Origin of the sequence: Streptosporangium sp. NPDC049046 (assembly GCF_040649155.1) — a bacterium.
Lineage (GTDB): Bacteria > Actinomycetota > Actinomycetes > Streptosporangiales > Streptosporangiaceae > Streptosporangium.
In genome coordinates this window covers 14,682-35,063 of the sequence record NZ_JBEZEZ010000026.1, presented here as the reverse complement: position 1 = coordinate 35,063, position 20,382 = coordinate 14,682, and the positions used below count along the sequence as shown (strand labels likewise).

Genomic DNA, 20,382 nt, shown 5'->3' with positions numbered 1-20,382 from the left:
GTCTTGGCGACCTGCGCGCATCGACGACCAAAGGAGAGGGCATGAGCCGTTCGTACGTGGTGACGGGAGGGGGCCGAGGCATCGGCAGGGCCGTCGTCGAGCGCCTGCTCGGCGAGGGCGCCGTCGTGGTCGCCGTCGAGCGCGATCCGGCGGCCCTGACCTGGACGCAGGGCCATTCCGCCGGCGCACGCCTGGCCGGCGTGGTCGGCGACGCGGCCGACGAGACCGTGGCGCGGCGAGCCGCCGACGCCGCGCAGGCCGCGGGCACCCTCGCCGGTTGGGTCAACAACGCCGCCGTGTTCGGGGACGCCTCCCTGCACTCGGCCACGACCGCACGCGTGCTGGAGCTCATCGCGGCCAACCTCGACGCCGCCGTCGTCGGCTGTGCCACCGCGATCCGGCGCTTCCTCGCGGCCCGCACACCGGGGGCGATCGTCAACCTCTCCTCACACCAGGCGCGCCGGGCGGTCCCCGGCTGCCTGCCGTACGTGACGGCCAAGGCGGCCGTCGAGGGGATGACCCGTGCGCTCGCGGTCGAGTACGGGCCGTCCGGCATCCGCGTCAACGTCGTGGCGCCGGGTTCGGTGGACACCGAGCGCTACGCGCACTTCCTCGGCTCCCAGCAGCCCGCGGCGGCCGCCCGCATCCAGCGCCAGATGGCGCTGTTGCACCCGCTGGGCCGGGTGGCGCGCTCCGCGGAGGTCGCGGCCGCGATCGTCTACCTGCTCTCGGACGACGCCGGCTTCATCACCGGCGCGACCGTGCCCGTCGACGGCGGCCGGTCGGTGCTCGCGCACGATCCCGAGTCATGATTTCCGGCCAACGGCGGCCGTCGTGCGGGCCCACGCCGATCCCGGGTGATGGGACGCTCCTCCTCACCCGGTCGCTGGGCGCCCAGCGACCACTGCCCCGATACGGCGATCCGGCGCCGAGGCGGAACACCCCCTTTCACCAGGAATGATATGAACGCTTTCGGCAGGGTAGGGCCGGATTCATGGACGGGGAACGGCAGGACGGCGCTGCCTGGCGCGCCGAGGTGGAAAGAGGGTTCGTCGCCGAGGTGGAGTCGGGACGGCTGGAGCTTCCGCTGCCCGGTGCCGGGCGGACCAGGCTGCGCTGGGAGGCCCTGGCCGCGCTGGCCCGGCGGGACCTGTCGCTGGCGCGGCTGTGCGAGGGGCACACCGACGCCGTCGCGATCCTCGCCGAACTCGCCGGGCCCGCACCGGCGGCCGGCAGCCGGTGGGGCGTGTGGGCCGCGCAGCCTCCCGGCCCGTCCCTGTCAGCGCGTCCGGTGGCCACCGGATGGCGGCTGAGCGGGACCAAACGGTACTGCTCGGGAGCGCGGGTGTGCACCCACGCCCTGGTGACCGCCGAGACGCCGGACGGCCACCGGCTGTTCGCCGTGGCGGTCGAGGACCTGCGGCCGGTGGAGGGCAGCTGGCCGGCGACGGGAATGGCCGCCAGTGACACCCTGGACGTCCGCTTCGACGATGTCGCGGGCGAGCCGGTGGGGCCGGTGGAGGGGTATGTGAGAAGGCCCGGTTTCCACCAGGGCGGCGCGGGTGTGGCCGCGTGCTGGTACGGAGGGGCCAAAGGCGTGGCCGAGGCGTTGCTCGCCGCAGCGGGCGAGCGGGAGGTCGGCCCGCACGCCCTGGCCCACCTGGGCGCGGTCGACGTGGCGCTGCGGACCGCGAAGGCCGCCTTGGAGGAGGCGGCCGACGAGATCGACGCCGACCCCCGCGACCTCAAGAACGCGGGAAGAACGCGTTCCCTGCGGCTCAAGGCGCTGGTGGAGGCCGTGGCCACCGACGTCATGGGGCGGGTGGGCAGGGCGCTGGGCGCCGGGCCGCTCGGCCACGACGCCGCGCACGGGCGCCGGGTCGCCGACCTCACGGTCTATCTGCGCCAGCATCACGCCGAACGCGACCTCGCCGCGCTGGGAGCGATCGTCGCCGAGCAGGGAGCCCGATGGTGAGCGCCGAACGAGCCGACCGCGCCGAGCGGGACGCCGGGGACGACCTTCCCCCCAATCCCATCGACGCCCCGGGCACCCGCGAGTCCGACTGGCGCGCCTGGCCGGGACTCGGCGCGCTTTCGGCGCTCGCCCACGACAACTGGCGCAGCGCGGTGGTGGTCGCCGCCCACCCCGACGACGAGGTGCTGGGCGTGGGCGGGCTGCTGTCGCTGCTGGCGGCCTCGGGCGTGCGGCTGCGCCTGGTCGCCGTCACCGACGGCGAGGCCTCCCATCCGGACATCGCCGACGCGGCGGCGCTGGCGGCGCGGCGGGTGCGGGAGACCGGGGCCGCGCTGGAGGCCCTGGGAGCCGGCGACGTCGAGATCGTGCGGCTGGGCATGCCGGACACCGCTCTCGCGGCCCGCGAGGGCGAGCTCACCCAGGCGCTGAAGGAGGCCTCGGCCGGCTTCCAGGTGTGCCTGGCCCCGTGGGAGGCGGACGCGCACTCCGACCACGAGGCCGCCGGCAGGGCCGCGGCCGCCGCGGGGCTGCGCCCCTACTTCTACCCGATCTGGGCCTGGCACTGGGCCAGGCCCGGCGACGGGCGGCTGCCCTGGGAGCGGGCGTCGCGGATCTGCCTGCCGCCGGCGGTCCTGGCTCGCAAGCGGGAGGCCATCGGCTGTTTCACCAGCCAGCTGGAACCCCGCGCCGCCGGCCTGGAGGCGGTGCTGCCCCCCGGCATCGTCGCCCACTTCACCCGCGAGTACGAGGTGCTCTTTCGTTGACATCCCTTCCACCGCCGCAGTCCACCGGACCCCACGCCGGAGGTGTCCGATGACGCCTCGTCCAAGGACGCTCGGGCCGCAGTACTTCGAGGAGATGTACTCGGCCTCACCCGACCCGTGGGGATTCACCTCCCGCTGGTACGAGGAGCGCAAGTACGCCATCAGTGCCGCGCTGCTGCCCGCGCGCCGCTACCGCGACGCCTTCGAGGCCGGCTGCTCCATCGGGGTGTTCACCGCCCTGCTCGCCCCGCGCTGTGAGCGGCTGCTCGCCTGCGACCTGTCCTTCGCCGCGGTCGAGGCGGCCTCGCGGCGCACCGCCGCCCACCCGGGGACGCGGGTGCAGCGGCGCGTCCTGCCCGAGGAGTGGCCCACCGACGAGGGGAGGTTCGACCTCGTCGTGCTGTCGGAGGTGCTCTACTACTTCGGCGACGCGGACCTGGAGCGGGTGCTCGACCTGGCGGTCGGCGTGCTGAGCCCCGGGGGCACCCTGCTCGCGGTGCACTGGAGGCATCCCGTCGCGGAGTATCCGCGCGGCGGCGAAGACGCGCACCGCGCCCTGGCGGCCCTTGCCGGGCGGGCGGGGCTGAGGCGTCTTGTCGACCATCGTGAACCGGATTTCCTCGCCGAGGTCTACCTGTCCGGCCCCGGGGCCTGCTCGGTGGCCGAGGCCGAGGGACTTGTGTGATCCAGGCCGTCGGAGTCGTGGTGCCCGCCCGCGACGAGGAGAAACTGCTGCCCGCCTGCCTGGCCTCGGTGAAGCTGGCCGGGTGCATGGTTCCCGGCGTGGCGTTCCACCTGATCGTCGTCGCCGACACCTGCACCGACCGTACGGCGCTCCTGGCCGCGCGGGCCGGTGCGACCGTCGTCGAGGGCGCCATGACCAACGTCGGGCGGGCGCGGCTGGCGGGCACCCGGGTGCTGTTGCGGCAGACCCGCGCCCTGGACCCGGCCACCGTCTGGGTCGCCACCACCGACGCCGACACCCTGGTCCCGCCCTGCTGGCTCAGCCGCCAGCTCAGGCACGCCGCCCAGGGCTGGGAGGCCGTCGTCGGCACCGTGACGGTCACCGACTGGTCCGGCTACCCGCCGCCCCTCCACCTGGCCTACGCCCAGAGCTACGCCGCGACGCCGGCGAGCGGCGGGAACGCCGCCGCCAGGAGAGGCGACGGCGCGCGGTGGCATCCGCACGTGCACGGCGCCAACCTCGGCGTCACCGCCGCCGCCTACCTGGCCGTCGGCGGGTTCGGCCCGGTGGCGGCCGGTGAGGACCGGGCCCTGGTCGGTGCCCTGGAGTCGGCCGGCCGGCGGGTCCTGCGCACCACCGGGGTGAGCGTGGTGACCTCGGCACGCCGCGACCCGCGGGCGCCGGACGGCTTCGGCCACTTCCTCGCCCGGCTCGAAGCCGACACCGTCTCACAGCAGGCCTCACAGCAGTAGGCGTACCGCGGCCAGCAGCGTGAGCCCCAGCGTGAGCCACTCGAACAGGGTGCGGTCGATGCGGCTGATGACCGCGCGCCCGACCGCGGCCCCGGCCAGGACCGCCGGGGTGCCCAGCGCGGCGAAGACGAGGCCGGAGGGGGTGATGAGGCCCAGCGCGACGCTGAAGGGCACCTTGAAGGCGTTGATCGTCAGGAAGAACCAGGCGCTGGTGCCCAGGAAGCCCAGCATCGGCAGGCCCGCCGCCAGAAGGTAGACGGCCATGATGGGGCCGGCCGCGTTCGCCGTCATGGTGGCGAAACCCGCGAAGACGCCAGCCAGGGCGGCCACCGGGCGGCGGTGGGCGAGTGAGTCCTGCGGCGCCTGGCGCCGGTTCCACAGGTGCACCGCGATGATCACCAGCAGGATCGCCCCGATGAGCCGTCTCATCTGCGTGTCGTCGACCCAGCGCACCACCACCGCCCCGGCGACCACGCCCAGGGCGACCCATGGGAACAACCTGATCAGCCTCGGCCAGTCGGCGTGCCGCCGGTAGGAGGCCACGGCGACCAGGTCGCCGACGAGCAGCAGCGGCAACAGGGTGCCCGTCGACTGCTTGGTCGGCAGCACGAGCGCGAACAGGGCGATCGCCACCATCCCGGTACCGGAGACACCGGTCTTGGAGAAGCCCACCAGGAACAGGGCGGCCAGCAGGACCACCCACTGGACGACGTCGAGGGAGGGCATCAGCCTCGCCGACGGGAGGAAAGGGGATATGAGGTCACAGATGACCGTACAACGGGTGACAATCGAACACGGCAGAAGGGGTCGCCGAGGGAGATATCCACTGGTCACAGCGGTGCGGGCGGCTCCGGTGATCGAACTGCCCGCTCAAAGCGCCGGCCATCCCCGAGGCCGGGCCGGCCGCGGTCACCGCCGTCTTCGCGTCCGGCTGCTCGCCTTTCGCGGACGCCGCGGCGAACCCTTCCCCGCCCGGCGCGCCCTGACCGCGGCGAATGAGCTCGCGGACCTGCGGATCGGGGTGCTCAGGCGCGCCCCGCAGCCCGGACCGTAACGCTCGCCGACGGCCGGGGCCGATGGGCCGTCAGACGAGCACCTTTCAGCGCCTCCCAGCGCGCTGGTCAGCCACGGTCGGGCCGGATGGCGACGTCGAACACCTGCCGGTCGGCGGGAAAGAGGCCGTAGTTGTAGTTGACGGCGCCGGTGAGCAGGTTGATGCCGTAGAACCCGTAGCGCCCGCCGACCCTCAGCGCGGCGAAGGCGCTGTTGGAGACGGTGACGCCGTTGCGCAGGGAGCTGTGCACGTCCAGGCCCGCCGCGCCGGTCGCGGCCACCCGCAGGTTGCCGATCGCCACCAGCACGCCCGTGTCGGCCGGGGACTGCAGCAACACCCGGGCGGCCGTGGTGTCCACGACGAAGAGTGTCGTGGCGGTGGCCGGGCTGAGGTCGTTGTTGGTGTACCCGGCGCCCGTGACACCGGTCGCGGCCACCGCGGCGACGGCCGGCGGCAGGGACGGGCCGCCGGGGGAGCCGGCCTGCGAAGCGGTGAGCGCGTCGGTCCCGGGTCCGGGCCGCGGGCGGGTCAGCGGATCGTCGGCCACGCTCTGTCCCGCCGCCGGAGCGCCCCGCGGATCGTCGAGGTTGTGGCGCAGATTCTGCCCGGTGTCACTGATCACCCGCAGCCGGTCGGTGGCGGGGTCGAAGTCGACGCCGAAGCCGGCGCCGCTCAGCGGCACGCTCAGCTGCGAGACCTTGACCGCCCTGGAGCGCCCGCTGAGCGTGTAGACGCCGCCCTGGTCGCCGACGCCGTACAGCCTGCCGTCGCGCACCCGGTAGTCGATGCCGACCAGGGTGGTGTCACCGGCGAGCCCGCGGACCCTGCCGAGGTCGCGGGTACGGCCGGGGGAGCGGATCTCGAACCCCACCAGGCGCCGGTCGGCGGTCAGCCCGATGACGTCGAGGCCGCGCCTGGCCGTCCCCGGCGCACCGCCGCTCACAGCGCCCGCCGTGGTGTCTGCCGCAGTGTCTGCCGCCCGGCCTGCGACAGGGCCTGTCGCGGCTCCTGTCGCAGGGCCCGCCATCGTGCTCAGCGCCACCACGGCGGCCAGGAGTGTCCTTCGCATGTGCCTCTCCTTCGCGACCGGCTACCGGAGCACCGGCCTGTTCGGCGACCAGGTCGTCGCAGATCGCGAAGACTTCATCACACACCGCGACGACGCGCACGTGAAAGGCGCGGCCGGCCACCGGCGTGTCGGGGATCGGCGGGCAAGCCACCTCGCCCACCCCCGGACGGAGCCTGCCGAAACCCGCGAAACCCCGCCCCGCGCCCCACCGGCCTCTCCCATCGATCCGGCGGGCCCCTGACCGCTTCCTCCCGGCGGGCCCGGCGCGGGGGCGGTCGGGACGGGGAAACACGCGTCTTCCGGCCGTGAAGGCTGTCCTACACTTGCGCGAGCGGATCCAGCCGATCCAGCGCGAAGGAGGTGGCGTGCAGCCGGAGCAACGGGCAGTCGCGGGCGTGTCGATCTCGGCCGTGCTCGAGCGCATCACCTACGCCAACGAGGAGACGGGCTACACCATCGCCCGGGTGGCCACCGACCGCTCCGGCGCCGATCTGCTGACCGTGGTCGGGCCGCTGCTGGGCGCCCAGCCCGGCGAGTCGCTGCGGCTGACCGGGCGCTGGGCCTCCCACCCCAAGTACGGCAAGCAGTTCGAGGTGTGGTCCTACGCCACCGTGCTGCCCGCCACCATCCAGGGCATCCGCCGCTATCTGGGCTCCGGGCTGATCAAGGGCATCGGGCCGAAGATGGCCGAGCGGATCGTCGACCACTTCGGCGTCGACACCCTGGAGGTCATCGAGACCACCCCCGAGCGGCTGGTGGAGGTTCCCGGGCTCGGCCCCAAGCGGACCAAGATGATCGGCGTCGCCTGGGAGGAACAGAAGATCATCAAAGAGGTGATGATCTTCCTGCAGGGGGTCGGCGTGTCCACCTCCATCGCGGTCCGCATCTTCAAGCAGTACGGCGACAAGTCCATCACCGTCGTCAAGAGCGAGCCCTACCGGCTGGCCGACGACGTGTGGGGCATCGGTTTCAAGACCGCCGACACCATCGCCCAGGCCGTGGGCATCCCGCACGACAGCCCCGAGCGCGTCAAGGCGGGCCTGCGCTACACCCTGTCGCAGGCCGCCGACGACGGCCACTGCTACCTGCCGACACCCAACCTCGTCGGCGACGCGGTGAAGATCTTGGAGGTTCCCGCCGAGCTCACCGCCCGCTGCCTGGAGGAGCTCATCGCCGAGGAGGGCGTGGTCCGCGAGGAGATCCCGGTCGGCGACGCCGGCGTCCCCGCGGTCTACCTGGTGCCCTTCCACCGCGCCGAGCTGTCCCTGGCCGGCGCGCTGCGTTCCCTGCTGGCCTGCGAGCACGATCGGCTGGGCGCCTTCGCCGGCGTCGACTGGGACGCGGCGCTGAGGTGGCTGCGGACCAAGACCGGCGCCGACCTCGCCGAGGAGCAGGCCCAGGCGGTACGGCTGGCGCTGACCGAGAAGGTCGCGGTGCTGACCGGCGGCCCCGGCTGCGGCAAGAGCTTCACCGTGCGCTCCATCGTCACCCTGGCCCGCGCCAAGAAGGCCAAGGTCATCTTGGCCGCGCCCACCGGCAGGGCGGCCAAGCGCCTGGCGGAGCTGACCGGCCACGAGGCCACCACCGTGCACCGGCTGCTGCAGCTGCGTCCCGGCGGGGAGGCCACCTTCGACCGCGACAACCCCCTGGACGCCGACCTGGTCGTGGTCGACGAGGCCTCGATGCTGGACCTGCTGCTGGCCAACAAGCTGGTCAAGGCCGTGGCCCCGGGCACGCACCTGCTCTTCGTCGGAGACGTCGACCAGCTGCCCTCGGTCGGCGCCGGTGAGGTGCTGCGCGACCTGCTCGCCGCCGAGCAGGAGATCCCCCGGGTGCGGCTGACCCACATCTTCCGCCAGGCCCAGGAGTCGGGGGTGGTCGTCAACGCCCACCGCATCAACACCGGCCTGCCCCCGGCGCTGGAGGGCATGAACGACTTCTTCCTGTTTGCCTGCGAGGAGCCCGAGGAGATCGCGGCGCTGACCGTCGACGTGGTCGCCAACCGCATCCCGCGCCGGTTCGGCCTCAACCCGCGCCGCGACGTACAGGTCCTGTCGCCGATGCACCGGGGCCCGGCCGGCGCCGGCAACCTCAACAACGCGCTACAGGAGGCGCTCACCCCCTTCCGGGAGGGCATGCCCGAGCGCCGCTACGGCGGGCGGGTCTTCCGGGTCGGCGACAAGGTCACCCAGCTGCGCAACAACTACGAGAAAGGCGCGGCGGGGGTGTTCAACGGCACCGTGGGCACGGTGGTCGACATCAGGCCCGACGAGCACAAGCTGACCGTGCTGACCGACGAGGACGAGAACGTCGAGTACGCCTTCGACGAACTGGACGAGCTGACCCACGCCTACGCGGTGTCGATCCACCGATCCCAGGGCAGCGAGTACCCGGCGGTGGTCATCCCGTTGTCGACCAGCGCGTGGATGATGCTGCAGCGCAACCTCCTCTACACCGCGATCACCCGGGCCAAGAGGCTCGTCGTCATCGTCGGCTCGCGCCGCGCGCTCGCCCAGGCGGTACGCACCCGGGGCGCCGGGCGCCGCCACACCAGCCTCACCCACCGCCTGCGCGTGCGCTGAGCACCTCCTGCGGCCGCGGCGCCGCGGCGCTCGCCCAGGCGGTGAGGCCCAGCAGGCGTTCCAGGGCCTCGCCCCCGGCGCCGGTGACGGCCACGGCGCGCCCTGAGCCGATGCGGACGACCCAGCCGCGCTCCAGCATGGTCGTACACAGCACGGCCCCGGCGCTGCCGGCCAGATGGGGGCGGCGTTCGGTCCAGTCCAGGCAGGGCCGGGCCTGGGGGCGGCGCCCGCCGCCGGGCAGCGGCGCCCCCAGCTCGACGGCGAACCACGACAATCCCTCGTCGCTGAGCGCGAACCCGGCGTCCTGGCGCAGCAGGCCGCGCGCGGTGAGCGCGTCGGTGATCGTCACGCCGAGCCGCCCGGCCAGGTGGTCATAACAGGTGCGGGCCTCAGCCAGCGCGCGGGCCGCGCTCACAGCGCGCAGCGTCGCGGGCCGGGGCCCGCCCCCGGGGCCGGTGTGGGCCGCGTGGGAGGCCAGATCCTCGATGAGCTGGGCCACCCGCGGCCCGGCCAGGCGCACGTAGCGCCGGCGTCCCCGGCGCTGTTCGGCCAGCAGCCCACCGGCGACGAGCCGCGACAGGTGCTCGCTGGCGGTGGAGGCGGCGACCCCGGCGTGAGCGGCCAGCTCCCCGGCGCTCCAGGCGCGCCCGTCCAGCAGGGCCAGGCAGAACGTGGCACGGGTGGCGTCGGCGAGCAGGGCGGCCAGCGCGGCCAGCGGCACCGGCCCGCCCGGCGTCATGGCAGGTGTCATGTCCCCATCATCGGCCGGCACCGCTTCGGCGCCGGCCGAAGCCTTCTCCAAGGCCCTCGGCGGCCCTCGGCGGCCCTCGGCGCTCTAGTGGCGGTCGCCGGCGCTCACTCCTGCTCCTGGGGAAGCCGGAAGACCCGGTCCAAGGCGGTGACCCGCAGCAGATGGCGCAGGTAGGGGGTGAGGGCGACGATGCGCATGGCGATGTCGTGCTCGCCCGCGGAGTTGTAGACGTTGATCAGCGCCGCCACCCCCGAGGAGTCGATGAACTCCAGACCCGACAGGTCCAGATCGAGGTTGCGCATCTGTCCCGACAGCAGCTCTCGCGCGAAACCGAAGAGCTCAGGGGCCGTGTCGTAGTCGAGGTCACCGCTGAGGACGAGCAGGGTGGTGTCCGCGGCGGTGGTGCGCACCTCGGTACGCAACGGGGTCTTGTCGAACATCAAACGTCAGGTCTCCTGATCGGGGCCGGGGACAGGTGCCGCCTCGGCTGCCTGGACCAGCATGTGACGGGCACGGGGGAAGTCTCGCAGCTCGTCGTGGAAAACGCGCAATCCCACCGTCACGGCCTCGGCGGGGACGCCACGTGCGGCGAGCACGGAACCGGTCCAGCCGATGAAGCCGGTGAACAGCTGCGCGTCGTCGACGTACAGGGACGCGGCCAGAAAGTCGAGCAGATGGCCCAGGTCGGCGGCGGTGGCGTCGACCTGCTGCAGGTCGTAGGCCGCCATCGGCGGGTAGGCGCGGGCCAGGGCCTGCAGGGCGCAGGTGAGCAGCTCGGCGCGCCGGCGCGTCAGATGGGTGTACTCCTCGTCGGCCAGATGGGCCGGTGCGGCGGCCTGGCGGGGCGGGCCGGTCAGGTCGCCGCGCTCCAGCAGGTCGGCCGCGGCGTCGGCGCTGGGCGCCCAGGCGTCGGCGCCCAGCAGGCGGGCGTAGCGGCCGTCGGCGCCGAAGCCGGCCCCGCCGGCCATGACCGGCACACCGACGGCCTGGCAGGCGGTGAGCGTGGCGTGCGCCCGGGGCAGCCGGGTGGCCAATGCGCAGCCCAGCGCGACCGCGTCGGGCCCGCTCTGGTGCAGGTGGGTGATCAGGTGCGGGCCCGGCACGCTGGCGCCCAGGAAGTCGACCCGCCAGCCGCGCAGGCGCAAGACCTCGGCCAGCAGGCGGGTGGGCAGCGCGTGGTACTCGCCGTCGGCGCAGGCGACGGTGAGGCGCCCGCGGGTGGGCTCGGGCCGGACGCGGGCGGCGATCGCGGCCACGGCGCGCTCGCTGACGGCGGTGGCGCCGTGCTCGCGGGCGATGGACCACTCGTTGGCCGCCCACAGCTCGCCGACGCGCCGCTGGGCGGGGGCGATGAGATCGAGCAGCAGCCGCTCGGCGTCCGCCCCCTGCTCCAGCAGGTCGAGCACCAGGTCGATGGCGGCGAACTCGTCGGCGCGCCCGATGTGCTCCAGGTACCGGCCGAGGGCCTCGTGCGGGCCCGCCCCGCGCGGTGCGGTCGCGCCCGGCGTATCCGTGGTGCTCAGGGTGCTCATCGGGACGGCCTCGCCTGCACCGCCAGCAGTGCCCGGTCGTCTTGGACGTCGCCGCCCAGCCAGTCGGTGCTGATCTGCTCCAGCCGCTCGACCAGTGCCGCGACCGGCATGCCCGCGCAACCGGCCAGGGCGGCCTTCAGCCGCTGGGCGCCGTACATCTCCCTGCCGGTGGGGCCACCGAAGGCCTCGGTGATGCCGTCGCTGTAGAACAGGCACACCTCGCCGGGGGCCAGGTCGACCCCGGCCGGGGCCAGGTCGGCCTCGGCGAACGCGCCGAGCATGGGTCCGTGGGCCACGCACTCCTGCACGGTGCCGTCCAGGCGCAGGATCAGCGGCGCCGGGTGCCCGGCGACCGCCAGGTTCACCTGGACGTGCCCGCCCGGGGCGGCGCTGAGCGCGCCGAGCACGAGGGTGGCGTAGGAGTTGGGGGTGGGCGAGCCCCGCAGGGAGCGGTTGAGCAGGGCGACCAGATGCTCGGGGCGCTCTTCCAGCAGCAGCAGGGTGCGCAGGCAGTGGCGGATGTGCCCGGCCAGGACGGCGGCGCGGGCGCCCTTGCCGCAGACGTCGCCCAGCACCACCAGCGGATCGCCGGACTCGCCGGACTCGCCGGGCTCGGGCAGGTAGACGTCGTAGAAATCGCCGCCGATGAGCCCGGCCTGGCGGGCGGCGCGCAGCGATCCGGCCAGCTCCGCCCCGGCCAGCGCCGGCAGCGGCGGGGGCAGCAGGTCGCTGCTGAGGATCGCGTTGGTGGCGCTTTGCTCCTGGTAGAGGGCGGCAGCGGAGATGGCGGCCCCGGCCCGGGCGGCGAAGATCCGCACCAGGGTCTCGGCGTCCTCGTCGAAGGGCGGCCCATCTTCGTGACGGGCGAGCACGAGCGCTCCGGCGGGCACCCCGTTGCCGGGCAGCGGGGTGACCAGCAGATGCCCGGCCACCCCGAACCTGTCGGGCAGCAGCCAGCCGGGCACCTGCCCCGGATCCAGCCAGCGGCTGGGCACGGGCGGGAAACCCGCCAGCGCCTCGGCCAGGCCGGGCACCTGCGCGGTGTCGGCGACGGCGACGTTGCCCTCCTGCAGGGACCGGTCGGTGCTGGTCAGGCGGAGCCAGCCGGCGTGGCGGCGCCCCGAGGGCGGCAGCACGACCATGGCGGCATCGGCCAGGAACGGGGTGGCCAGCTCGATCGCGGTGCGGGCGCAGCGGCGCATGTTGAGCGAGGCCGACAGCCTGCGGCCCGCCTCGATGAGGAAGTCGGCGCGCCGGCGCTCGGCCAGCAACGCGTCGGTCCTGGCGGCATCGGTGGTGACGTCACGCAGGTACCAGGCCCGGTGGCTGAGGCCGAAGACCTCGCGACGTACCCGGATCCGGCGCCGCCCGTGATCGCTCTCGCGGCTCTCGCCGTCGGGGTGCTCACCTTCGAACAGGGACGCGGCCGACCCCTGGCACAGCGGGCGGCCCACGACGATCTCCGGCGCCATCTCGGCCGCGGCGGCGTTCAGCATCACCACGACACCGTCGATGCCGCACAACACGACCCCCTCGCCGCTGGCCTCCACGATGGCGCGCAGCACCTCTTCACCCGGTGGACGCGAAAGATCGCGCTCACCGGTGCCGGTGTCGAGGCCGGCCGCGGCGGTGAGCGCGTGGCCGGGGTCGCGCAGCGGGGGAGGTCCTGTCATCACCCTGGGCTTCCGTGTTGAGAGGGATCGATCAGACTATCTTCCCGCCGCGCCGTCGGGACGGGGCGGGGAACCGGCGCGTGAGGCCGGAGGGTCCTTTGCTGCCCATGCCCCTCACAGGGCCGTTGATGCGGCCGGCGCGCGACGGTTTACGGCGGGAAACCGCGCCTGCGGCCGCCCACCCCGCCGGAGCAGGGCTTTCACGTCGGGGCCGGTGACGTGGGCACTTCGCCGTCCCCTGACTCTCGGTTGGCATTTTTCCGACTTTACGAAGAGTCCGAAACGTTACCAAACCCACCGCAACCATGCCGAGTCACCATGCATCTCCTATTAGTGTTTTAAGAGCAGTTTGCTGTAGTGGGGGAGAGACATTGTGCTGACCATGCAACACCGACGCCTCAGGACGCCACTGGCCACCGTGGCCCTGGCGACCACGACGGTGCTGGTCACCGCCTGTTCCACGGGGACGGGCCCGAAGGATCCCGCCGGTCCCGGCGCCGGATCGGGCGCCGTGGCCGCCACCGCTCCGGCCGCGACCGAGATAAAGATCAGCCCCGCCCAGGGCAGCAAGACCGTACGCCCCGACAAGAAGGTCGTCGTCGCCGCCTCCAGCGGCGCGCTGGAGGAGGTCACCGTGCAAAGCGGCGACCGGGTGCTGGAAGGCGACTTCAACGCCGAACGCACCAGATGGGTCTCCACCACACCCATGGAACCGGCCAGCGACTACACCGTGTCGGCGCGGGCGGTCGACGGCACCACCGCCACCGGCTCCTTCAGAACGCTCAAGCCCAAGCATGAGCTCGAGGTGGCGGACGTGACCCCGGCGATCAAGGGGGAGAAGGTCGGCGTGGGGGCGCCGATCATCGTCACCTTCAACCAGCAGATCGCCAACAAGGCCGGGGTGGAAAAAGCCCTGAAAGTCACCTCACAAAAACCGGCCCAGGGCGCATGGCGGTGGATCAACGACACCACCGTGATCTACCGGACCGCGAAGTTCTGGCAACCCCACCAGAAGGTGACCTTCACCGCCCGCCTCAAAGGCGTACAGGGCGGCAAGGACATGTACGGCGTCAAGGACATGACCAAGGTCATCCAGATCGGCGCCGCCCAGATCTCCACCATCGACACCCGCAAGCACAAGATGATCGTCAAACGCGACGGCAAGGTCGTGCAGACCATGCTGATCAGCGCCGGCAACGCCAGCACCCGCGAGTACACCACCACCAGCGGCGTCCACCTGACGATGGGCAAGGCCAACCCCGAACGCATGATCTCCCCGGGCCGCAAGAAGGGCGACCCCGGCTACTACGACCTGATGATCAACCACGCGGTGCGGTTCTCCAACAGCGGCGAGTACGTGCACGCGCTGAACAACGTCTGGGCCCAGGGGCGCCAGAACGTCAGCCACGGATGCATCAACGCCCGCCCCGACCAGGCCAAGTGGTTCTACGACCAGGTCCAGCGCGGCGACGTGATCACCATCAAGGGCACCAACCGCGAGATGGAGTGGAACAACGGCTGGGGCTTTTGGCAACTGTCGTTCAAGGAATGGCGCAGCGGCAGCGCCCTGGCCTAGAGCCCTCGCTCTTCGAAGCCATCCCGAGCCATCCCGAGCCCTTCAGGGCTCGGGAGGGCTGATGACCGCATGAGTTCACCGGCTGCCCGGCGCGTTCGGCGGTGAAGGTGCCCGTGTGACCAGGCGTTCGCCACGGATCCGGCCGGTGGTGCCCGAGCCCGGCCGAGTCCGGAACGCGAGGACCACCCGCGGACGCACATCGCGCACCGATTAGGTTTCCGCCCCGCGCCCGTCTGTAGGTGTGAGATCGACTCACGGGAGGCTGCACGATGCGGAAACTGATCTTCGGCATGAACCTGAGCCTGGACGGCTACATCGCCGCGCCCGGCGACGACCTCGGCTGGAGCGTACCGAGCGACGAGCTGTTCCAGTGGTGGTCCGACCGGGTGGGGGCGACCGGCCTGGCGCTGTACGGGCGCAGACCGTGGGAGACGATGAGCTCCCACTGGCCGACCGCCGGCCAGCAGCCCGGCGCCACACCGGCGCAGATCGAGTACGCCCGCCGCTGGCGGGACATGCCGAAGGTGGTGTTCTCCTCGATCGTGACGATGATCTTCGGGCATGAAGATGCCCCGCCGGCAACACCGGCGGGGCGGTGGTGCTCGCGTTGGTGTCCAGCTGGTTTCGCGGTGACTTCGGTGACGGCGGCCCGTGCGCCGGACTCGTCGACGATGGGGACTCGTCTGATCACAGTGCCGGGGGCAGGCTCAGCCATGGCTTGTCGGCGGCGTCGAATCCGGTGAGCTCGGCGATCTTCCCGTCGACGATGCGCAGGACCGCGATGGCAAATGGCCGGTACCCCGGGTCGCCGGGGGCGCGCAGGTACAGCGCAGCGGCAGGCATGCGGTTGACCGTCGTGGTGATACCGCGCCAGTCGTCGTAGCCGCGCTGGAAGAGCCCATTGGAGACCCAGCCGTCCACCGCGTCCTCGGCCGTCATGATCAAGGTGACCGGCTCGGGCAGCATCGCGAAGCGCAGGTCCTCACGCAGCAGGGACACCAGCGCGTCGAGGTCGTTGCGCTCATGGGCGTCGATGTACGACTTCACCACGCCGCGCTCGTCATCCGACAACTCGTGGGTGGCGGGGCTCCGCCAGTCGAGGCGGCGGCCGGGCAGCTGTTCGCGCATCGTCACACGGGCCCGCTGCAGTGCGCTGGTCACCGATGCGACGGTCAACTCGAGGACGTCGGCGGCCTTCGACGCCGGCCAGCCGAGGACGTCGCGCAGAATGAACACCGCCCGCTGCCGCGGCGGCAGGTGCTGGACGGCGACGATGAACGCCAGCTCGATCGTCTCCCGGGCCACCACCGACTCCTGCGGGTCCTCGGGGAGCATCCGGTCGGGGTACGGCTGCAGGTACCGCACCTCGGAGCCGGGGTCCGGCAGCTCGGACGGCACGGGTGTGCGGTCGTTGCGCTTGTCCAGGAAGTCGAGGCAGGCGTTCGTCGCGATCCGGTACAGCCAGGTCCGCAGGGCCGCGTGGCCCCTGAACGACTCCCGCTTGTTCCACGCTCGCAGGAACGTCTCCTGCGTCATGTCCTGGGCATCCTCGTAGTTCGCGAGCATCCGGTAGCAGTGCACCTGCAGCTCACGCCGGTGGCGCTCGGTCACGAGCGCGAACCGCGCGGTATCCTCCGCGCGGATGGCCGCGATGAACGTGGCCTCGTCGTCGCCCAGCAGCCTGGCGTCGGTCATGGTCGTCAATCCTTCCGCGGGTGACAAGGGATTACCAGAACTGACGATGCGGCGGAGGATTTCTGATCGGTGAAGCCGCTGACACCGCACCGCCGGTCGGGCCGGATGGGCCGGGGTCGATCCAGGGGAGGTGTTCGGGTCGGGCACACCCTCGATGCCGACCCGAACCGGCCGTAGCCCTGCAGCCCCTGGCCGATCACGGCGACATGACCGCAGAGCCGCCTGAACAGCCCACGACGAGGGCCCTTACCGCCGGATCTCGCGGACTTGCTCCTCGCGGGCCGAAAACAGGACGCGCCGGGCCCGGCGGGCGCGGTAGCGTGTGCGCCGGGCACCGTCCAGGCACGGTGGCGGACACACCGAAGGCGGCCAGGACCGCCGATGACGACGTTCTCGGGGGAGGACCGGGTGAGACTCCAGGGGCAGGTGCTCATCTTCGACGCCGACGACACGCTGTGGGAGAACAACGTGCTGTTCGAGCGCGTCGTGGAGGACTTCCTCGACTGGCTGGCGCACCCGACCCTGGAGCGCGCCCAGATCCGCGCCGTCCTCGACGACATCCAGGCGGCCAACGCCGTCACCCACGGCTATGGCAGCACGATGTTCCTGCGCAGTCTCGGCGAGTGCTTCGAGCGGCTGCGCGAGCGCCCGGCGACCGCGGCCGAGCGCCGCCACATCGACGAGCTGGCCCTGGCCCTCCTGCAGCGCCGGGTGGAGCTGGTCGCGGGCGTCACCGAGACGCTCACCGCGCTCGGCGAGCGCCACGAGCTGCTCCTGCTCACCAAGGGCGACCTGGAGGAGCAGCGGCGCAAACTGGAGGCCTCACAGCTGGCCCACCACTTTCGCGACGTGCACATCGTGGCCGAAAAAGACGTCGCCGTCTATCGGTGGCTGGCCCGCGAGCACGCCCTGGCGCCCGCGACGACCTGGATGATCGGCAACTCCCCGAAGTCGGACATCCTTCCCGCCCGGCAGGCGGGCCTGAACGCCGTCTTCATCCCCAACGACCACACCTGGGCGCTGGAGCACGACGAGCTGGACCCCGGCGACGAGCGGGTGCTGCGGCTGGAGCGGTTCTCCGAACTGCTGGAGCACTTCTGAGACCCGCCGGGGCCTGCCGGGACGGTCGGCCGGCCTACAGCAGGGTGAGCTGGGCCTGCCGGGGCAACGCCAGCGGCAGCGGCTGCTCAGGCCGGGTCGGCCCCATCCCGTAGCGGGCGGCCAGCTGCAGGATCTGGCCGGTCAGGCGGCGCACATAGCCGGGTTCGGCGTCGGCGCCGCGGCCGTACAGCTCGGCATAGCGGGGCTCAAGCGCAGGATGGTGCTCTCGAAGCCAGGCCAGATACCACTCACGCGCCCCGGGGGGCAGGCGCAGCACCTGCGGGACGCAGCTGACGGCCCCGGCGTCGGCGATACGGCGCACGGTGGCCGAAAGCTGGTCGGGGGAGTCGGTCAGCAGCGGCAGGATCGGCGCCATCGCCACCCCGCACGCCACCCCGCGCTCGTTCAGCTCCGCCACCAACTCCAGGCGTTTTTGCGCGCCGACAGCACCGGGCTCCACCGTGCGGCGGATCCGGTCGTCGACGAACGCGATCGAGACCACCACCCCGGCCCCCGGTGTGGCGGCTAGCAGGTCGGCGTCGCGCAGGATCAACCGGCTCTTGGTGTGCACGGTGAACGGCGCCCCGGCCTCACGCAACGCGGTGACCAGGCCCGGCATCAGCCGGTAGACCTCCTCCACCTGCTGGTAGCAGTCGCCTGCCATCCCCACGGTGATGTGCTCGCCGTCCCAGCGTGACCTCAGCTCCGCACGCAACCGGCGCACGATGTTGGTGCGCACCACGATCCGCGCGTCGAAGTCGCCTTCGGCGTCCAGCCCCAGGTAGCGGTGCCCCCGGCGCGCCGAGCAGTAACGGCACGCCTGCGCGCACCCCCGATACGGACTGACCGCCCAGCCCTCGGGCGTGGTGTCCAGCGCGGTGCGCGCCTGCACCTCGTAACAGGTCAGGGCCCCGTGAACCCTGGTCAGCGCGGAACGCTCGATCCGCGGCCTGGCGTCGGGCGGCGCGGCGAGCAGGGGAGGCGCGTCCCATCGCATACGGCTCAGTGGAACACGCTTTCGACGCCGCTCGCAAGCCGGGCAGGTCGTGGCGCCGGACGGTTCTGCCCACAGGGGGCACACCCTCTGCGATCAGCGAAAAATGGTATGTTTAGCCCGATTTACGGGGGAGTGGTGACAATGGCGTGGCTAATCCTGGCCGGGGCGATCATCGCCGAGATCGTGGCGACCACCGCCCTCAAACTGAGCGACGGATTCACCCACAAAGGCTGGTCGGTCCTCGTCGTCGCCGGCTACGCCGCCGCCTTCCTCCTGCTGGCCCAGGCGCTCAAGCTCCAGATGGAGGTCGGCACCGCCTACGCCGTCTGGGCCGGAGCCGGCACCGCCGCCATCGCCGCCATCGGCGTCCTCTTCCTCGGCGAGACGATCAACCTCGCCAAGGTCGCCGGAATCGCCCTGATCATCGGCGGCGTCGTGGTCCTCAACCTGGCCGGAAGCCCCCACTGACCCCCGCACACCACCCCCACCCTCCCGCGAACCACCCCCACCCTCCCGCGAATATTGACTCGCCCCCGCCTCGGCGGCTGTCCTACCCTGACCGGATGCTGAAGCCCGCCCTGCCCATCCGGACCGACCGCCTCACCCTGCGCGCCTACACCCCCGCCGACCTCGACGCCCTGCACGCCATCCACCGCCTGCCGCAGGTCACCCGCTACCTGTACTGGGAACCACGCGACCGCGACCAGACCCGCCAGGCACTGGAAAAGAAGATCAGCGAGACGGCGCTGCTGGAAGAAGGACAATCCCTCACCCTGGCGGTGGAACTGACCGCCACCGGCGAACTCCTCGGCGACGCCCTGCTCATCTGGCACAGCCGCTCACAACGCGCCGGCGAGATCGGCTACGTCCTGCACCCCGACCACCACGGCAAGGGCTACGCCACCGAGGCCGCCCGGGTCATGCTCGAACTCGGCTTCGAGCACCTGAACCTGCACCGCATCGTCGGACGCCTCGACGCCCGCAACGAGGCCTCGGCCCGAGTGCTGGAGAAAATCGGCATGCGCCGCGAGGCCCACTTCCTCGACAACGAGATCGTCAAAGGCGAATGGACCAGCGAGATCGTCTACGCCATCCTGCGCCGCGAGTGGCACCCCCAGCGCTGACACCGCCCGCCCCCGGTCGAACGACCGGTTGAACGACGGCGACGCACACGGCACCATGTCTGCGGTGACCATCCTGCATCTCGCCCTGGCCTCCGACTGGGAGGCCGCCCGCCAGGCGGGGGAGTACCGCGTCTCCACCCTCGGCCGCACCCTCGACGACGTCGGCTTCATCCACGCCTGCGCCGGTCACGAACAGCTACTCGGCGTCGCGGAACGCTTCTACCGCGACGTCACCGACCCCCTCGTGCTGCTCAGCGTCGACCCCACCGGACTCGACGTCCGCATGGAGGTCCCCGACGACACCCCCGAGGCCTTCCCGCACATCTACGGCCCCCTCCCGCTCAGCGCGGTGACCTCCGTCCTGCCCTACACCCCGCCCGGCCCCGGCCCCGGCCAGTAGGGTCCCTGCATGACCGACGTATCCGGACCGACGATCCGCACCCTCGACTCCATGGTCGTCTACACCAACCCGTGGATCAGCGTGCGCGAGGACCGTATCGAACGCCCCGACGGCTCCCACGGCATCTACGGCGTCGTGGACATCCCCGACTTCGCCCTCATCGTCCCCATGGAGAACGACGGCTTCCACCTCGTGGAGGAATACCGCTACCCGGTCAGACGACGCACCTGGAACTTCCCCCAGGGCGGAGTCAAGGACAGCCCCTCGCCCCTGGTCACCGCCCACACCGAACTCACCCAGGAAACCGGCCTGCGAGCCACCTCGATGACCCATCTGGGACGCCTGGACAACGCCCACGGCACCTCAGGCCAAAACTACGACATCTTCCTCGCCACGGGCCTGACCGCCGGCGCCCACGAGCGCGAGCACACCGAACAGGACATGCGCCAGGCCTGGGTTCCCCGCACCGAACTGGAACAGATGATCGTGAACGGCGCCATCACCGACAGCAACTCGATCGCCGCCTACGCCATGCTCCTGCTGCGCGGCCTGGCCCGACAGACCTGACCCGACACCTGACAGGGCACTCCCGCACCTTCGGCGCCCTCAAGGCCGCCATCACCGTCAAATCCGGTGATCTCACCTCACACAC

The 20,382-nt window shown here is 72.2% G+C and carries 21 protein-coding genes; 13 read left to right on the top strand and 8 right to left on the bottom strand.

Features of this window, described 5'->3' with window-relative positions; translation table 11 throughout:
- Nucleotides 1–41: 41 nt before the first annotated feature.
- The 5 genes from AB0B96_RS30675 to AB0B96_RS30655 all read left to right on the top strand — a co-directional run bounded on the left by AB0B96_RS30675 (nucleotide 42) and on the right by AB0B96_RS30655 (nucleotide 4,176).
- Nucleotides 42–812 (top strand): SDR family oxidoreductase, encoded by a 771-nt coding sequence (locus AB0B96_RS30675; RefSeq protein ID WP_362904232.1) that lies wholly within the window; start codon nucleotides 42–44, stop codon nucleotides 810–812.
- A gap of 182 nt (nucleotides 813–994) precedes the next feature.
- Nucleotides 995–1,975 (top strand): acyl-CoA dehydrogenase, encoded by a 981-nt coding sequence (locus tag AB0B96_RS30670; protein ID WP_362904230.1) that lies wholly within the window; start codon nucleotides 995–997, stop codon nucleotides 1,973–1,975.
- Nucleotides 1,972–2,739, top strand: coding sequence for a PIG-L family deacetylase (locus AB0B96_RS30665; RefSeq protein ID WP_362904228.1), 768 nt, complete (start codon nucleotides 1,972–1,974; stop codon nucleotides 2,737–2,739). The genes AB0B96_RS30670 and AB0B96_RS30665 overlap by 4 nt, the downstream gene beginning before the upstream one ends.
- Before the next feature lie 49 nt (nucleotides 2,740–2,788).
- Entirely contained in the window at nucleotides 2,789–3,424 is a 636-nt protein-coding gene (locus AB0B96_RS30660) for a class I SAM-dependent methyltransferase (RefSeq protein ID WP_362904226.1), read from the top strand.
- Entirely contained in the window at nucleotides 3,421–4,176 is a 756-nt protein-coding gene (locus AB0B96_RS30655; protein WP_362904224.1) for a glycosyltransferase, read from the top strand. Before AB0B96_RS30660 ends, AB0B96_RS30655 begins: the two co-directional genes overlap by 4 nt.
- Here AB0B96_RS30655 and AB0B96_RS30650 read toward each other — a convergent pair.
- Nucleotides 4,165–4,902: a sulfite exporter TauE/SafE family protein gene (locus AB0B96_RS30650; protein ID WP_362904222.1), complete on the bottom strand. Its 738-nt coding sequence runs from the start codon at nucleotides 4,900–4,902 to the stop codon at nucleotides 4,165–4,167. The genes AB0B96_RS30655 and AB0B96_RS30650 overlap by 12 nt on opposite strands.
- Nucleotides 4,903–5,297: 395 nt before the next feature.
- On the bottom strand, nucleotides 5,298–6,299 hold the full coding sequence (locus AB0B96_RS30645; protein ID WP_362904220.1) for a DUF4394 domain-containing protein: 1,002 nt from the start codon (nucleotides 6,297–6,299) through the stop codon (nucleotides 5,298–5,300).
- A gap of 365 nt (nucleotides 6,300–6,664) precedes the next feature.
- Between AB0B96_RS30645 and AB0B96_RS30640 the strand changes: the two genes are divergently transcribed.
- Nucleotides 6,665–8,881 carry an ATP-dependent RecD-like DNA helicase gene (locus AB0B96_RS30640; RefSeq protein ID WP_362904218.1) on the top strand — a complete coding sequence of 739 codons (2,217 nt, stop codon included), beginning with the start codon at nucleotides 6,665–6,667 and terminating at the stop codon, nucleotides 8,879–8,881.
- Here the strand turns inward: AB0B96_RS30640 and AB0B96_RS30635 are convergent.
- The 4 genes from AB0B96_RS30635 to AB0B96_RS30620 all read right to left on the bottom strand — a co-directional run bounded on the left by AB0B96_RS30635 (nucleotide 8,856) and on the right by AB0B96_RS30620 (nucleotide 12,837).
- Nucleotides 8,856–9,632, bottom strand: a complete 777-nt coding sequence (locus AB0B96_RS30635; RefSeq protein ID WP_362904216.1) for a winged helix-turn-helix domain-containing protein — start codon at nucleotides 9,630–9,632, stop codon at nucleotides 8,856–8,858. The two genes, AB0B96_RS30640 and AB0B96_RS30635, sit on opposite strands and share 26 nt — an antisense overlap.
- A 104-nt stretch (nucleotides 9,633–9,736) precedes the next feature.
- Nucleotides 9,737–10,072, bottom strand: a complete 336-nt coding sequence (locus AB0B96_RS30630; RefSeq protein WP_350949706.1) for an STAS domain-containing protein — start codon at nucleotides 10,070–10,072, stop codon at nucleotides 9,737–9,739.
- Nucleotides 10,073–10,078: 6 nt separating this feature from the next.
- A complete protein-coding gene (locus AB0B96_RS30625) occupies nucleotides 10,079–11,164 on the bottom strand; it encodes a cobalamin B12-binding domain-containing protein (protein ID WP_362904214.1) in 1,086 nt (361 codons plus the stop codon).
- Nucleotides 11,161–12,837 carry a SpoIIE family protein phosphatase gene (locus tag AB0B96_RS30620; RefSeq protein WP_362904212.1) on the bottom strand — a complete coding sequence of 559 codons (1,677 nt, stop codon included), beginning with the start codon at nucleotides 12,835–12,837 and terminating at the stop codon, nucleotides 11,161–11,163. Before AB0B96_RS30620 ends, AB0B96_RS30625 begins: the two co-directional genes overlap by 4 nt.
- Before the next feature lie 382 nt (nucleotides 12,838–13,219).
- On the opposite strand from AB0B96_RS30620, the gene AB0B96_RS30615 reads away from it, so the two are divergent.
- Both AB0B96_RS30615 and AB0B96_RS30610 read left to right on the top strand, forming a co-directional pair.
- On the top strand, nucleotides 13,220–14,413 hold the full coding sequence (locus AB0B96_RS30615) for an Ig-like domain-containing protein (protein WP_362904210.1): 1,194 nt from the start codon (nucleotides 13,220–13,222) through the stop codon (nucleotides 14,411–14,413).
- 269 nt (nucleotides 14,414–14,682) lie between these two features.
- A complete protein-coding gene (locus AB0B96_RS30610; RefSeq protein ID WP_362904208.1) occupies nucleotides 14,683–15,156 on the top strand; it encodes a dihydrofolate reductase in 474 nt (157 codons plus the stop codon).
- Here AB0B96_RS30610 and AB0B96_RS30605 read toward each other — a convergent pair.
- Entirely contained in the window at nucleotides 15,101–16,108 is a 1,008-nt protein-coding gene (locus AB0B96_RS30605) for an RNA polymerase subunit sigma-70 (protein WP_362904206.1), read from the bottom strand. The genes AB0B96_RS30610 and AB0B96_RS30605 overlap by 56 nt on opposite strands.
- A gap of 381 nt (nucleotides 16,109–16,489) precedes the next feature.
- On the opposite strand from AB0B96_RS30605, the gene AB0B96_RS30600 reads away from it, so the two are divergent.
- Nucleotides 16,490–17,209 carry an HAD family hydrolase gene (locus tag AB0B96_RS30600; protein WP_350949712.1) on the top strand — a complete coding sequence of 240 codons (720 nt, stop codon included), beginning with the start codon at nucleotides 16,490–16,492 and terminating at the stop codon, nucleotides 17,207–17,209.
- A gap of 34 nt (nucleotides 17,210–17,243) precedes the next feature.
- Here AB0B96_RS30600 and AB0B96_RS30595 read toward each other — a convergent pair whose 3' ends face one another.
- Nucleotides 17,244–18,206 carry a radical SAM protein gene (locus AB0B96_RS30595; protein ID WP_350949713.1) on the bottom strand — a complete coding sequence of 321 codons (963 nt, stop codon included), beginning with the start codon at nucleotides 18,204–18,206 and terminating at the stop codon, nucleotides 17,244–17,246.
- Between the two features lie 141 nt (nucleotides 18,207–18,347).
- Here AB0B96_RS30595 and AB0B96_RS30590 point away from each other — a divergent pair, with 141 nt between their 5' ends.
- The 4 genes from AB0B96_RS30590 (at nucleotide 18,348) to AB0B96_RS30575 (ending at nucleotide 20,297) form a co-directional block, all read left to right on the top strand.
- Nucleotides 18,348–18,674: an SMR family transporter gene (locus tag AB0B96_RS30590; protein ID WP_362904203.1), complete on the top strand. Its 327-nt coding sequence runs from the start codon at nucleotides 18,348–18,350 to the stop codon at nucleotides 18,672–18,674.
- Between the two features lie 95 nt (nucleotides 18,675–18,769).
- Nucleotides 18,770–19,330 (top strand): GNAT family N-acetyltransferase, encoded by a 561-nt coding sequence (locus AB0B96_RS30585; protein WP_362904201.1) that lies wholly within the window; start codon nucleotides 18,770–18,772, stop codon nucleotides 19,328–19,330.
- 55 nt (nucleotides 19,331–19,385) lie between these two features.
- Complete coding sequence (locus tag AB0B96_RS30580) at nucleotides 19,386–19,730, top strand: DUF952 domain-containing protein (protein ID WP_350949740.1); 345 nt, start codon at nucleotides 19,386–19,388, stop codon at nucleotides 19,728–19,730.
- 9 nt (nucleotides 19,731–19,739) lie between these two features.
- Entirely contained in the window at nucleotides 19,740–20,297 is a 558-nt protein-coding gene (locus AB0B96_RS30575; protein ID WP_362904199.1) for an NUDIX hydrolase, read from the top strand.
- Nucleotides 20,298–20,382: the final 85 nt, after the last annotated feature.

Bases quoted from the DNA above. Each gene is read 5' to 3' on its own strand.
- AB0B96_RS30675 (WP_362904232.1), top strand. From the start codon at position 42: ATGAGCCGTTCGTACGTGGTGACGGGAGGGGGCCGAGGCATCGGCAGG.
- AB0B96_RS30670 (WP_362904230.1), top strand. From the start codon at position 995: ATGGACGGGGAACGGCAGGACGGCGCTGCCTGGCGCGCCGAGGTGGAA.
- AB0B96_RS30660 (WP_362904226.1), top strand. From the start codon at position 2,789: ATGACGCCTCGTCCAAGGACGCTCGGGCCGCAGTACTTCGAGGAGATG.
- AB0B96_RS30650 (WP_362904222.1), bottom strand. From the start codon at position 4,902: ATGCCCTCCCTCGACGTCGTCCAGTGGGTGGTCCTGCTGGCCGCCCTG.
- AB0B96_RS30645 (WP_362904220.1), bottom strand. From the start codon at position 6,299: ATGCGAAGGACACTCCTGGCCGCCGTGGTGGCGCTGAGCACGATGGCG.
- AB0B96_RS30635 (WP_362904216.1), bottom strand. From the start codon at position 9,632: ATGACACCTGCCATGACGCCGGGCGGGCCGGTGCCGCTGGCCGCGCTG.
- AB0B96_RS30630 (WP_350949706.1), bottom strand. From the start codon at position 10,072: ATGTTCGACAAGACCCCGTTGCGTACCGAGGTGCGCACCACCGCCGCG.
- AB0B96_RS30625 (WP_362904214.1), bottom strand. From the start codon at position 11,164: ATGAGCACCCTGAGCACCACGGATACGCCGGGCGCGACCGCACCGCGC.
- AB0B96_RS30620 (WP_362904212.1), bottom strand. From the start codon at position 12,837: ATGACAGGACCTCCCCCGCTGCGCGACCCCGGCCACGCGCTCACCGCC.
- AB0B96_RS30615 (WP_362904210.1), top strand. From the start codon at position 13,220: ATGCAACACCGACGCCTCAGGACGCCACTGGCCACCGTGGCCCTGGCG.
- AB0B96_RS30610 (WP_362904208.1), top strand. From the start codon at position 14,683: ATGCGGAAACTGATCTTCGGCATGAACCTGAGCCTGGACGGCTACATC.
- AB0B96_RS30605 (WP_362904206.1), bottom strand. From the start codon at position 16,108: ATGACCGACGCCAGGCTGCTGGGCGACGACGAGGCCACGTTCATCGCG.
- AB0B96_RS30600 (WP_350949712.1), top strand. From the start codon at position 16,490: ATGACGACGTTCTCGGGGGAGGACCGGGTGAGACTCCAGGGGCAGGTG.
- AB0B96_RS30595 (WP_350949713.1), bottom strand. From the start codon at position 18,206: ATGCGATGGGACGCGCCTCCCCTGCTCGCCGCGCCGCCCGACGCCAGG.
- AB0B96_RS30590 (WP_362904203.1), top strand. From the start codon at position 18,348: ATGGCGTGGCTAATCCTGGCCGGGGCGATCATCGCCGAGATCGTGGCG.
- AB0B96_RS30585 (WP_362904201.1), top strand. From the start codon at position 18,770: ATGCTGAAGCCCGCCCTGCCCATCCGGACCGACCGCCTCACCCTGCGC.
- AB0B96_RS30580 (WP_350949740.1), top strand. From the start codon at position 19,386: ATGTCTGCGGTGACCATCCTGCATCTCGCCCTGGCCTCCGACTGGGAG.
- AB0B96_RS30575 (WP_362904199.1), top strand. From the start codon at position 19,740: ATGACCGACGTATCCGGACCGACGATCCGCACCCTCGACTCCATGGTC.